The following is a 13499-nucleotide window of genomic DNA, read 5'->3' on the forward strand; positions in this document are numbered from 1 at the left end:
CATGACCCGATGCTAACCGCAAGGAATCGGTCCTTGCATTAAGAGGAATGAATGGCGAGTAACAACGTAGCCCAATTTGCCGCGGAACTGAAAATGCCTGCAGGCGTGCTGCTTGAGCAGCTGCAGGCAGCAGGCGTCACAAAAGCGAGCGAAGACGACAGCTTGTCCGAAACGGACAAGGCGCGTCTGCTCGACCACTTGCGCAAGTCTCACGGCTCGACTGATGCTGACAAGCGCAAGATCACGCTGACGAAACGGCATACGTCGGAAATCAAGCAATCCGATGCGACGGGCAAAGCTCGCACCATTCAGGTCGAGGTGCGTAAGAAGCGCACTTTCGTCCGCCGCGACGAAACCTCCGCCGAAAACGGAGATGCATCGAATCATGTGGCCGAGGCCGACGTCGACGATCTCGAACTCCAGCGTCGTGAAGAGGAAGCTCGTCACGAAGCCGAACTGCTCGAAAAGCAGGCTCAGGAGCTGAAGGCGCGCCAGGAACAACTCGAACGCGAAGAAGCGGAACGTCAGGCGCGTGAAGCGGCTGCCGAAGCCGAGCGTCGCCGTGCGGAAGAAGAAGCAGCGAAGAAGCGCGCAGCGGCTGCGGCCGAGGCGGCAGCTCGCGAGCAGCAGGCACAGGCTGCGAAGCCGGCGCAAGCCGCGCAGCCGGCGGCCGCGAAGGCCGAGCCGGTGGTGGCTAAGGCCGCGGAACCGGCAGTTGCCAAAGATAACGAGCAGGACGACGAGCGCGCAGCTGCAGAGCGTGCCGCGCAACGCGAAGCCGCGAAGAAGGCGGAAGACGCAGCGCGTCAGGCTGCTGAGAAAGCGCGTGCCGAGCAGGAAGAAATCGCCAAGCGTCGTGCCGCGGCTGAAGCCGAAGCACGCGCGATCCGCGAAATGATGAACACGCCGCGCAAGGCGCAGGTCAAGGCGCCGGAACCGGCACCGAAGCCCGCCGAGCCGGCCAAGGCCGCGGAAGCCAAGGGCACGCTGCACAAGCCGGCGCGTCCGGCGGGTGAAGCGGCGGCACGTCCGGCAGCCAAGAAACCGGCTGCGGCGGCTCCGGCTGCCACGACCACGCCTTCCGCCGGCGACAAGAAGAAGCCGGGCGGCGGCAAGGGCGGCTGGCAGGACGACGCAGCGAAGCGCCGCGGTATCAAGACGCGTGGCGATTCGAGCGGCGGTGTCGATCGTGGCTGGCGCGGTGGCCCGAAGGGTCGCGGCAAGCATCAGGATCAAAGCACCACGTTCCAGGCGCCGACCGAACCGATCGTGCGTGAAGTGCACGTGCCGGAAACCATCACGGTCGCCGATCTGGCGCACAAGATGGCGGTCAAGGCTTCGGAAGTCATCAAGTCGATGATGAAGCTCGGCCAGATGGTCACGATCAACCAGATGCTGGACCAGGAAACGGCGATGATCATCGTCGAAGAACTGGGCCACCACGCGGTTGCGGCCAAGCTGGACGATCCGGAAGCCATGCTGGTCGAAGGCGAAGTGTCCGATGCGGAAGCACTGCCGCGTCCGCCGGTCGTCACGGTCATGGGTCACGTCGACCACGGCAAGACGTCGCTGCTCGACTACATTCGCCGCGCCAAGGTCGCAGCGGGTGAAGCGGGCGGCATTACGCAGCACATCGGCGCTTACCACGTCGAAACGCCGCGTGGCGTCATCACCTTCCTCGACACGCCGGGCCACGAAGCCTTTACGGCTATGCGTGCTCGCGGTGCGAAGGCAACCGACATCGTGATTCTTGTGGTGGCTGCCGACGACGGCGTGATGCCGCAGACGAAGGAAGCCATTGCCCACGCGAAGGCAGGCGGCGTGCCGCTCGTCGTCGCGATCAACAAGATCGACAAGCCGGATGCGAATCCGGAGCGCGTCAAGCAGGAACTCGTCGCTGAAGGTGTCGTGCCGGAAGAATACGGTGGCGATTCGCCGTTCGTGTCGGTGTCGGCCAAGACCGGCGCGGGCATCGACGATCTGCTCGAAAACGTGCTGCTGCAAGCCGAAGTGCTGGAACTGAAGGCACCGGTCGAAGCGCCGGCCAAGGGTCTCGTCATCGAAGCGAAGCTCGACAAGGGTAAGGGTCCGGTTGCAACGATCCTGGTCCAGTCGGGTACGCTGAACCGCGGCGACGTGGTGCTGGCAGGTAGCGCTTACGGTCGCGTGCGAGCCATGCTTGACGAGACCGGCAAGCCGACCAAGTCGGCCGGTCCGTCGATCCCGGTTGAAATTCAGGGTCTGTCGGAAGTCCCGCAAGCTGGCGAAGAAGTCATCGTCATGCCGGACGACCGCAAGGCGCGTGAAGTCGCGCTGTTCCGTCAAGGCAAGTTCCGCGACGTCAAGCTGGCCAAGCAACAGGCCGCGAAGCTCGAGAACATGCTGGAACAGATGGGCGAAGGCGAAGTGGCGTACATGCCGCTCATCGTCAAGGCCGACGTGCAAGGTTCGCAGGAAGCGCTGGTGCAGTCGCTGCTCAAGCTGTCCACCGACGAAGTCCGCGTGCAGATCGTGCACGGCGCCGTGGGTGGCATCAGCGAGTCCGACGTCAACCTTGCAACGGCTTCGAAAGCAGTCATCATCGGCTTTAACACCCGTGCGGATGCGCAGGCTCGCAAGCTGGCGGAAGCCAACGGCGTCGATATTCGCTACTACAACATCATCTATGACGCAGTGGATGACGTGAAGGCCGCGATGTCGGGCATGCTGGCACCGGAGAAGCGCGAAGTCGTGACGGGTACGGTCGAAGTGCGTCAGGTCTTCAAGGTACCGAAGATCGGCGCGGTGGCCGGTTGTATGGTCACGGACGGTTTCGTCAAGCGCTCGTCGTCGGTGCGCGTGCTGCGCAACAACGTCGTCATCTTCACGGGCGAACTCGATTCGCTCAAGCGCTTCAAGGACGACGTGAAGGAAGTCCGTCAGGGCTTCGAGTGCGGTATGTCGATCAAGAACTTCAACGATATCGTCGAAGGCGATCAGTTCGAAGTCTTCGAGATCACCGAAGTCGCGCGTTCGCTGTAATTTACGCGGCACGGCTCAAAGGGGCGGAGCGGGCTTTAACGCCCGCTCCGCCCGTTGTTTTTGGCGCCGCACGTTGTTCCGCGTGATTGCCGCGCTTCGGCGCCACGCTTTGCTGTCGTGATTTGCTGCTGCGCGTTGGTTGCTGTGCGTTGGTTGCCGCGCGTTGGTTGCCGCGCGTTTGTTCCCGCGCGTTTATTCCCGGTTTACCGCGCTCTTTCACGCTCTGACGCCGGTCGCCGCGTAACAGCCCGCTGTCGGGCTTCCGGTTCTCCCGGCCGCCTGAATGTCGCCCGGAAGGAAAGCCCGCACCGCGCTAGCGCGAACCATTTTTTGCATCCGTTAAAGCGGATCACATCACACCATGCCTAAAAAACGTTCTTCCCCCAATCGCAACGTGCAGATCGCCGATCAGATCCAGCGCGATTTGTCCGAGCTGCTGCGCGAGGTCAAGGACCCGCGCATCGGCATCGTCACGATTCAAAGTGTCGAGCTGACGCCGGACTACGCGCACGCCAAGGTCTACTTCACGACGCTCACGGGCGATCCGCAACAGACGCTCGAAGCGCTCACGCATGCGGCCGGGCATCTGCACAATCAGCTGTTCAAGCGCCTGCATATCCACACCGTGCCGACGCTGCATTTCCATTACGACAAGACGATCGAGCGAGCCGTCGAAATGTCGCGTCTGATCGACGAGGCGAACGCGAATCGCGCGAAAGAAGACTGAGCGCGCTGTAGCCGAGGCTCTCGCCGCGATGCTTGAGTGGCCCTGCGCTCAGCGCTGTTTTCCGTATTTATCGAAGATTTCGTCCCTCCGACATGACCGCATCTCAACGCCCCCGCGTGCCGCGCCGCGCGCTCGACGGCGTCCTGTTGCTCGACAAGCCGCTCGGCCTGTCGAGCAACGACGCGCTGATTCGCGCGAAGCGTCTTTATCTGGCAAAAAAAGCGGGCCACACCGGTACGCTCGATCCACTCGCGACTGGCTTGCTGCCGCTTTGTTTCGGCGAAGCCACGAAGTTTTCGCAAGACCTGCTCGATGCCGACAAGACGTATGAGGCCACCATGCGCCTTGGCATTCGCACGACCACCGGCGACGCCGAGGGCGAAGCCATCGACACGCGCGAAGTAACCTGCGACGAGGCGGCGATTCAAGCGGTTCTGCCCACATTCCTCGGCGTAATCACTCAGGTTCCGCCAATGTATTCGGCGCTCAAGCGTGACGGCAAGCCGCTGTACGAATATGCGCGTGCCGGCCAGACGGTGGAGCGGGAAGGGCGCCAAGTGACGATCCTGAAGCTCGATCTGCTCAGTTGCGCGTTGCCGGACGTGACGTTTCGCGTGACCTGCAGCAAGGGCACCTATGTGCGCACGCTGGCCGAGGATATCGGCGAAGCGTTGGGTTGCGGCGCGCATCTGGTGGCGCTGCGGCGCACGGGCGTCGGCGCGCTGACGCTTGAAAATTCGGTGACGCTCGACGCATTGTCCGATGCAACGGAAGGCGAGCGCGACGCGTGGCTGCAACCGGTGGACGCATTGCTGTCCACCTTCCCGCTCGTCCAGTTGAACGAAGACGCGACGCGCCGCTTCCTGCACGGTCAGCGGTTGAAACTGTCCGAACTGGATATCACGGGCGAAGCATTGAATGCGCCGCGCGTTCGGGTGTATGCCGCGCAGGGGCGTCTGCTGGGTGTCGCGAAGCAGGGCGAAGGCGTGCTGGCGCCGGAACGGTTGGTCGTCACTGCGGCGAGCTGAAAGCCTTCTGGACGGTGGGCAGCGTGCGTGATGCGCATAGCTGATCGAAGGCGCAGAAAAAAGGCGGGACCGCTCGATAGCGGTCCCGCCTTTTTTCATATCGTCTGCCGAGGCAACCGTCGCGGAAAACTCAGTGCGCCGCCGCGGCCGCCGCACCCGCGTCGCCACCGGCGCGCTCAGGCCTCGTGATCCAGATCAGCGCGATCAGCGCGACGAAGATACCAGCGGACACAAAAAACAGATCGTTCACACCCAGTTGCGCGGCCTGCTGCGTCGCCATCGAGTTGAACAGGCCATACGCCTGCGGTTGACTGAAGCCCGCCGCGCCCATTTGCCGGATCGACTGGTCGAACACCGGGTTGTACGCGTTGGCCTGCTCGGCCAGTTGCGCATGATGCATGATCGAGCGGTGGTCCCACGCGGTCTGGAAGATCGACGTGCCGATGCCGCCGCACATGATCCGCACGAAATTCGACAAGCCCGACGCCGCCGGAATCCGGTTACCCGGCAGCCCTGACAAGGTAATCGACACCAGCGGGATGAAGAACCCGGCCATGCCGATCCCCTGAATCAAGGTTGGCACCAGCAGCGAGTACGTATCGACGCCGGTGGTATAGCGCGAACGCATCCAGAAACACAGCGCGAACACGAGGAACGACAAGGTCGCGATATAGCGCGGATCGGTACGCGGCAACACCTTGCCCGTGATCGGCGACAGCAGCACGGCGAACAGGCCGACCGGCGCCATGACGAGGCCGGCTTCGGTCGCCGTGTAGCCGATATCGGTTTGCAGCCACAGCGGCAGCAGCACGAGATTGCCGAAATAGAGCCCGTAACCGATCGACAAGGCGACCGTGCCGCCCGTGAAGTTGCGTCGGCTGAAGAGCGAAAGGTCGACCACCGGATGCTCGGCCGTCAATTCCCACACGATGAAGAACGCCAGCGCGATCACCGCGACCAGCGCCAGTACGACGATGGTGGTCGACGAAAACCAGTCGAGATCTTTGCCTTTGTCGAGCATGACCTGGAGCGAGCCGACCCAGACGATCAGCAGACCGAGCCCGACGCCGTCGATCGGCGCTTTTCTGACGACGGAATCGCGGTTGCGGAAGATCATCCACGTCGCCACGGCGGCAATCGCGCCGACCGGAATGTTGACGTAGAAAATCCACGGCCACGAGATGTTGTCCGAAATCCAGCCGCCGAGAATCGGGCCCGCCACCGGCGCGATCAGCGTGGTCATGGCCCACATGGATAGCGCCATGGGGGCCTTGGCGCGTGGATAGCTCGCGAGCAGCAGCGTTTGCGACAGCGGGATCATGGGACCGGCCACCGCGCCTTGCAACACGCGCGAAGCGAGCAGGAACGGCAGCGTCGGCGCGAGGCCGCACATCCACGACGAGATCACGAACAGGATGATCGACGCCATGAACAGGCGCACCTGGCCGATGCGGTCGGTCAGCCAGCCGGTGAGCGGCACGGAGATCGCATTGGCGACCGCGAACGAGGTGATGACCCACGTGCCCTGGTCGGACGACACACCGAGGTCGCCGGAAATCGACGGAATCGATACGTTCGCGATCGACGTGTCGAGCACGTTCATGAAGACGGCGAGCGACACCGCGATGGTGCCGATCACCAGTTGCGCGCCCTCGAGCGGCGGGTGAGGGACTTGCGCCTGAGCCTGAGCCATTAAAGAAGCCTTGTCTGATTCGTCACTCGGCTTACATCAGCTTCGCGGCGGCAGGCTTCGCGCCGCCCGCCTGGGCCGACTTCTGCGAGCCACCGTTCGGGCCTGCGTTTTCCGAAATGATGCGGGCGATTTCCGCGTCGGCCTGGTCACCGTACTTTTCGAACACGTTGGTCTGATAGACCGTGTTCGGCGCCTGACCGAGCTGGCCGCCGTTGTCGTCCTTGATGCTCACGTCGGCTTGCATCGACAGGCCGATGCGCAGCGGGTGCTGTTCGAGTTCCTTCGGATCGAGCGCGATCCGCACCGGCAGACGCTGCACCACCTTGATCCAGTTGCCGGTCGCGTTCTGCGCGGGCAACAGCGAGAACGCCGAACCCGTGCCGGCCGAGAAGCCGACCACCTTGCCGTGATACACCACCGACGAGCCGTACACGTCGGCCGTCAGTTCGACCGGCTGGCCGATGCGCATGTGCTTGAGCTGCACTTCCTTGAAGTTCGCGTCGACCCACACGCCGCCGAGCGGCACGATCGCCATGAGCGGGGTGCCCGGCGAGACGCGCTGGCCGACCTGCACCGAGCGTTTCGCCACGTAGCCCGTGACCGGCGCCGGCAGGTTGTTACGCGCGTTGTTCAGGTATGCGTCGCGGACCTTCGCGGCGGCGGCCTGCACGTTCGGGTGATTCGCGATCGAGGTGTTGGCGGTCAGCGCGCGGTTCGACGCCAACTGCTGCTGGGCGGCGTCCACGGCGGCTTGCGCGCTCTTCACGGCGTCGCGGGCGTGCGAGATTTCTTCCTGCGACACGGCGCCGGTTTGCGCAACCGTCATACGACGCTTCAGGTCGTCCTGGGCGCGCGACAGGTCGGCCTGACGCACGGCGACTTGCGCCTGATATTGATTGTCGTCGGCGAACAGGCCGCGCACCTGGCGCACCGTCTGCGCCAGATTGGCCTCGGCCTGTTCCAGCGCGACGCGGGCGTCGGCCGGATCGAGCACGACGAGCGGGTCGCCGGCCTTCACCGTCTGGGTGTCGTCCGCGTTCACGGCGACGACCGTGCCGGTGACTTGCGGCGTGATCTGGACGACGTTGCCATTCACATACGCGTCGTCGGTGTCTTCGTGAAAACGCGCGACGAGGAAGTAGTAAAGGCCATAAGCGATCGCGGCGATCAGGATCACGATGACGAGCAGCGTCATCATGCGCTTGCGTTTGCCGTTATTCGCCGATTGTGCCGGCTGGGTGTTAGCCGCGGGCTGCTGGGGGGTGCTCATTGATGTGCTCCGGGTTCTCTCAAGCGTCGTCGTTTATTCGGATGTTCGTGCGAGTGTTCGTTCTGGCCGTGATTCGCGCTCAATTAGCCGCTGCGGTCGCCGTGGTGGCCGATGCCGGGGCATCGGTCGGCACCACGAGGCCGGTTTGCGTCGCGTCGAAACCGCCGCCGAGCGCCTTGATGAGGCTGATCTGCATATCGCGGCGGCGCATCTTCAGGCTGGTCACGGTCTGTTCAGCGGCGAGGCGGTTCTGGTCGGCGGTCAGCACCTGCAACTGCGGTGACAAACCGGCCTTGTAGCGGATCACCGCCAGCTGATATGCCTTGGTCGATGCGTCGAGCGCGCGCTGTGCGTCGCCTTGCTGCTGGTCGATCGATTTGATCGACGAGACTTGCGTCGCGACGTCCGAGAGCGCGTTGATCAGCGTCTGGTTGTAGTTCGCCACATCGAGGTCGAAGTCGGCATAACGGCCCTTCAGTTGCGAGCGCAGCGCGCCGGCGTCGAAGATCGGCAGATGAATCGCCGGGCCGAATTGCATCTGGCGGCTGCCGGCCTTGAGGAAGCGTCCCCAGCCGAACGCGTCGAAACCGAAGCCGGCGGCGAGGTTCACGTCCGGAAAGAATTCGGCCTTGGCTTCCTTCACGTCGTGCATCGCGGCTTCGACCTGCCAGCGCGCGGCGACGATATCCGCGCGGCGCGCCACGAGGTCGGCGGGCAGATTGTTCGGCAGTGCCACGACGTCGCCCTTGGTCAGCGTGGGTTCGGCGATCTGCAGGCCGCGATCCGGACCCTTGCCGAGCAGCGCGCCCAACTGGTAGCGCACGACCGTGATCTGGCCGTCGAGGTCGGTCAAATTGGCCTGGGTGGTCGCGATGTTGCCGTTCGCGGTTTGCCGCTCGACATTGGTGTCGAGGCCGGCGGCCACGCGGCCGTTCGTGATGCGGCCGATATCCTGGCGGTTGGCGATTTCGCGCGCCGCGATGTCGCGCAACGCGTACAGCTGCGCGAGCTGGTTGTACGTGCTGGCCACCGACGCCGCGAGCGTGACGCGCGCCTGCTGCATGTCGGCCTCAGCGGCCTTTTCCTGCGACACGGCCTGGCCGAGACGCTGGCGATTCTTGCCCCACAGGTCCAGATCCCACGACGCGCTCGCGAGCACATTATTCTCGCTATACCAGGTGCCGCCGTACGGAGGCGGGTAGAGCGCGTTTTCGGAGAAGAGCTCGCGGGTCCACGAGTAGCTGGCGTTGGCCTTCGGATAAAGGGCCGCGCGCGAACTCTCGATATAGGACGAGGCTTTGGCGAGCCGCGCCTGGGCTTGCGCGATCGACGGGCTGCCTTCCAGCGCTTCCGCGATCAGCTTGGGCAGTTGCGGGTCGCCGAACTGGTTGGCCCAATCGAGCGACGGCCACTGGCCGCTCTGAGCGGGCAGGCTCTGCGCGGATTCGTACTGGGCCGGCGACGACATCTGCTTGTCGCTTTTCATGCCGATGTAGTTCGCGCACCCTGTGAGGGCGAGCACCGTCACCGCGGCGGCGACAGCGGCCCGGCTCGAAAGCGCGGGCGCGGACAGGGAAAGGGATTTCATCGCTCGACTCTTTGAGTGAATTGTAATGATGGACGCTGCAAGCAATTTCTTACGATTTACTGTCAAAATTGCTTGCTGCATCACGGGTTAGTCCCGTTTGGTCGCCGGAATTGAGGAGCACGCGACGCAGCATGCTCTTCAGAAAACCCACTTCTTCCGGGGTGAAGCCGCCGAGCAGGTTGTCCATTACGCCGGTGAAAATAGCCGGCATTCTGGCGGCGATCGCGAGACCTTCCGGCGTCAGCGCGAGGCGCACGACCCGGCGGTCTTCGTTGCTGCGCACCCGTGTGAGCAGGCCGCGCTTTTCCAGCCGGTCGATTAGACGCGTGATGGCGCTTGCGTCGATGCCATATTCACGCGCCAGTTCGGCCGCCAGCAGGCACTTCCCGCTCGCCACCATGAACAGGATGCTGCCTTGCTGGCTGGTGATGCCCAACTCGGCCATGCTGCGCTGATTGACCAGGTTCGACATGGTCGATTTCACTCGCGAGATCAGGTAGCCGACGCTTTCGCCTAACTGGTACTCACTAATGACGTCCGGCGTGGGTGTGGAAGACGGCTCGGTCATGATTCTCGTGCGAATGCAATGGTTGACTAGGCAGGATTATAGTGGGCGGTTGGTTGACGCGGCAAGTGTTATTACAGCTTAGGCAAAGGTCCATTCCAGCTCAAGTCAAGGTCCGCGCGATTTTGCGTAGGGTTTTGCTGCACCCTTACTCTTCATTTCCGGCGGGCCGCTACGAGGAAATCGGCAGGCTTATCAGGGAATACCAGAAAGCATCATTTACGCGTGCTATAATGTTGGGTTCCCAAAAGTGCGCTTTGGGCTTTGTTGGCTTCGTACACAATGCTGCTCTGCTGGCGCACTCAACTGTCTCCAGGTTCCTATGACTCGCGCCCTACGCAACATCGCCATCATTGCCCACGTCGACCACGGCAAGACCACGCTCGTCGACCAGCTCCTCCGTCAAACCGCCACGTTCCGTGACAACCAGCAGATCGCTGAGCGGGTGATGGACTCGAACGACATCGAAAAAGAACGTGGCATCACGATTCTTTCCAAGAACTGCGCGGTCGAGTACGAAGGCACGCACATCAACATCGTCGACACCCCGGGCCACGCGGACTTCGGCGGTGAAGTGGAGCGCGTGCTGTCGATGGTCGACTCCGTGCTGCTGCTGGTCGACGCCGTTGAAGGTCCGATGCCGCAAACGCGCTTCGTGACCAAGAAGGCGCTGGCGCTCGGCCTGAAACCGATCGTCGTGATCAACAAGGTGGACCGGCCGGGCGCGCGGATCGACTGGGTGATCAACCAGACGTTCGACCTGTTCGACAAGCTCGGCGCAACCGACGAACAACTCGACTTCCCGATCGTCTACGCATCGGGTCTGAATGGCTACGCAGGCTTGACCCCGGACGTGCGCGAAGGCGATATGCGCCCGCTGTTCGAGGCTGTGCTGCAACACGTGCCGGTCCGTCCGGCCGATCCGGAGGCGCCGCTGCAACTGCAGATCACGTCGCTCGACTATTCGTCGTATGTCGGCCGTATCGGCGTCGGCCGTATCACGCGTGGCCGCATCAAGCCCGGCATGGCGGTCGCCGTCCGTTCGGGTCCCGACGGCGCGATCCTGAACCGCAAGATCAACCAGGTGCTGTCGTTCAAGGGTCTGGAGCGCGTGCAGGTCGACTCGGCTGAAGCCGGCGACATCGTGCTGATCAACGGTATCGAAGAAATCGGCATTGGCGTGACCATCTGCGCACCGGAACAACCGGAAGCGCTGCCCATGATCACCGTCGACGAACCGACGCTGACCATGAACTTCCTCGTCAATTCGTCGCCGCTGGCCGGCCGCGAAGGCAAGTTCGTCACGAGCCGTCAGATCCGTGACCGCCTGATGAAGGAGCTGAACCACAACGTCGCGCTGCGCGTGAAGGAAACCGGCGACGAAACCACGTTCGAAGTGGCGGGCCGCGGTGAGCTGCACCTGACCATTCTGGTGGAAAACATGCGTCGAGAAGGCTACGAGCTGGCCGTGTCGCGTCCGCGCGTGGTGATGACGGAAGTCGACGGCGTGAAGCACGAGCCGTACGAAAACCTGACGGTCGACATGGAAGACGGCCACCAGGGCGGCGTGATGGAAGAGTTGGGCCGCCGTAAGGGCGAAATGCTCGACATGGCGTCGGACGGCCGTGGCCGTACGCGTCTCGAATACCGTATTTCGGCGCGTGGCCTGATCGGCTTCCAGTCGGAATTCCTCACGCTCACGCGCGGCACGGGCCTGATGAGCCACACGTTCGACTCGTATCAGCCGGTCAAGGAAGGCGCGGTCGGCGAGCGTCGCAACGGCGTGCTGATCTCGCAGGACGACGGCGCGGCAGTCGCGTACGCCTTGTGGAAGCTGCAGGATCGCGGCCGTATGTTCGTGTCGCCGGGCGAGCCGCTGTACGAAGGCATGATCATCGGCATTCACAGCCGTGACAACGACCTGGTCGTGAACCCGATCAAGGGCAAGCAGCTGACCAACGTGCGTTCGTCGGGTACGGACGAAGCCGTGCGCCTCGTGCCGCCGATCCAGATGTCGCTGGAATACGCGGTCGAATTCATCGACGATGACGAACTGGTCGAAGTCACGCCGCAATCCATCCGTCTGCGCAAGCGTTACCTGAAGGAACACGAGCGCCGCAGCGCGAGCCGTAAGGGCGCGGTGGACTGAGTGAATGGCACGTGCGCTTGAGGCGCCGCTGTTACTGACCTCGGCGCCGCGTGGATAAAAAGAAGCCGTTCCGGACTTGTCCGGAACGGCTTCTTTCATTTGGGCGACGGCCGGGACAGGTTACATTTGTCGGCCGTGATTCGTGCTTTGTGCGAGGTGAGGTTTAGAGTTGGGTGTGGTGGAGTCCAAAGTGTTGTAGCAATTCATTGGTCTCGGGCCGAACGACGCCGGGCGGAGGAACTTGGGTGACCGGCGCTGCTGAGCCCCAATCACGCGCTGCGGGCGGCGTATAGAAATTAACGCTATCCGGGGCGACCACGTATCCATCCTCTGAGAATGCTGTACCTAGGTAATTGCTCAAAGAGGTTTGCATATCCGCAAGGTTGCTATACGTGAAGGCGCCGTTGTTCGGATCGAAAAGTGTGTACTGGCTCCCGCCCGGAAGATGCTGTATGGCTAACGCGTGTCCGTATGGCTCCGACGCCATCGAGTCAGCGTGCCGGATGCCTAAACGTACGTATGCGAGGGCGCCTTCAGGCATGGTGTTGTCATCGAAGGAATGGATCAATCCGTCGATGCGGCTCGAGCGATCGGTGGTGCCGTGGACATTGAAATTCGTGCTCGACGACTGGCGGTAGTTCGCTAGTGGCGGGAGCCTCGACCCGCTCTGGAAACCGTCGATACGGTCATAGATGCCACCTGGGTGTGCGGCGGACAGGGTGTCCATGTCCCTGTTCATATGACTGATCGCCTCGGGCAGGGTGTCGGGAGCCGAGGCGCCATCGGTTGCGCGATCAACGCGGCGCATGGCTTCGAAAACAACGCCTTGGCAACTGCCCTTCCCATCGGGGCCCTTTCTCGTCCTTTCGTGGTAGGCCTGATCGAACCTTTCGTGCGCTGTTGAGAGTTCGAGAAGTTCCTCTCCGCCTCTGCATTCCCGGAAGTAGGACCCTTTACAGGCGCCCAGCACCTGGCCGCGTTTTTCCCGCTCCAGTGTCTTATCGGCGCCCGGCCCTTGTTTGGCAGGGTCCGTTGGCCCGTTGCCGGTTGCGCCCGGCGTTGGATCGACGGAGCGCTCGTGTCGCGGCGTGCGCCTGTCCCCGGACAAAATCTGGCCCGGGAATACTTCGGGTGTCCGCGCCGGCCTTTTCGGTGCGAAAGTCGGGCTGTCGGAAATCTGTTTCTGCATCACTGCACTCGTGCTCTGGACGGTAAGTCCCATTAGGTGATTCCTTTGGAAAATCGTAAGAACAGCGTGAAAGTCATGGCATACCGATACGCATCGCTTCCTTTGATCAGCCGCGATCCTCTCGTCGGCCTGTCAGTGCCGGAACCGTATTGCGCACATCCAGTCTGTGGAAAACGCCACCGCGCAGGGTATTGAGCAGCCACTACATCCGAGGGTGGCCAGAAGAAGTCCGCGTTCGCGGCCTCGTCCTGTTGTCGCACCGCGTGGCG

8 protein-coding genes and 1 pseudogene are annotated in these 13499 nt (G+C 62.9%); 4 read left to right on the plus strand and 5 right to left on the minus strand.

Annotation, left to right across the window (positions count from 1 at the left end; translation table 11 throughout):
- The first annotated feature begins 51 nt into the window (after positions 1-51).
- The 3 genes from infB (at position 52) to truB (ending at position 4776) form a co-directional block, all read left to right on the plus strand.
- Positions 52-3021, plus strand: coding sequence for a translation initiation factor IF-2 (gene infB / locus AC57B1_RS17400; RefSeq protein WP_091794903.1), 2970 nt, complete (start codon positions 52-54; stop codon positions 3019-3021).
- Between the two features lie 361 nt (positions 3022-3382).
- A complete protein-coding gene (gene rbfA, locus AC57B1_RS17405) occupies positions 3383-3748 on the plus strand; it encodes a 30S ribosome-binding factor RbfA (RefSeq protein ID WP_042324072.1) in 366 nt (121 codons plus the stop codon).
- Positions 3749-3840: 92 nt separating this feature from the next.
- Positions 3841-4776, plus strand: a complete 936-nt coding sequence (gene truB, locus AC57B1_RS17410; protein ID WP_496418142.1) for a tRNA pseudouridine(55) synthase TruB — start codon at positions 3841-3843, stop codon at positions 4774-4776.
- Positions 4777-4906: 130 nt separating this feature from the next.
- On the opposite strand, the pseudogene AC57B1_RS17415 reads toward truB, so the two are convergent.
- From AC57B1_RS17415 to AC57B1_RS17430, 4 genes and pseudogenes are all read right to left on the minus strand, one after another.
- Positions 4907-6499 (minus strand): annotated as a pseudogene (locus AC57B1_RS17415) (DHA2 family efflux MFS transporter permease subunit); the annotation flags it as partial.
- A 1-nt stretch (position 6500) separates the two neighbouring features.
- Positions 6501-7739, minus strand: a complete 1239-nt coding sequence (locus AC57B1_RS17420) for an EmrA/EmrK family multidrug efflux transporter periplasmic adaptor subunit (RefSeq protein ID WP_408343187.1) — start codon at positions 7737-7739, stop codon at positions 6501-6503.
- A gap of 79 nt (positions 7740-7818) precedes the next feature.
- Complete coding sequence (locus tag AC57B1_RS17425) at positions 7819-9327, minus strand: efflux transporter outer membrane subunit (RefSeq protein ID WP_408343189.1); 1509 nt, start codon at positions 9325-9327, stop codon at positions 7819-7821.
- 49 nt (positions 9328-9376) lie between these two features.
- On the minus strand, positions 9377-9895 hold the full coding sequence (locus AC57B1_RS17430) for a MarR family winged helix-turn-helix transcriptional regulator (RefSeq protein WP_091794887.1): 519 nt from the start codon (positions 9893-9895) through the stop codon (positions 9377-9379).
- Between the two features lie 319 nt (positions 9896-10214).
- Between AC57B1_RS17430 and typA the strand changes: the two genes are divergently transcribed.
- Positions 10215-12041 (plus strand): translational GTPase TypA, encoded by a 1827-nt coding sequence (typA, locus tag AC57B1_RS17435; RefSeq protein WP_408343191.1) that lies wholly within the window; start codon positions 10215-10217, stop codon positions 12039-12041.
- Positions 12042-12204: 163 nt separating this feature from the next.
- On the opposite strand, the gene AC57B1_RS17440 is transcribed toward typA, so the two are convergent.
- On the minus strand, positions 12205-13230 hold the full coding sequence (locus AC57B1_RS17440) for a hypothetical protein (protein ID WP_496418143.1): 1026 nt from the start codon (positions 13228-13230) through the stop codon (positions 12205-12207).
- Between the last annotated feature and the right edge of the window lie 269 nt (positions 13231-13499).

The sequence above is a fragment of the Paraburkholderia sp. BGA-UO-ETr-F21 genome, from assembly GCF_059567925.1.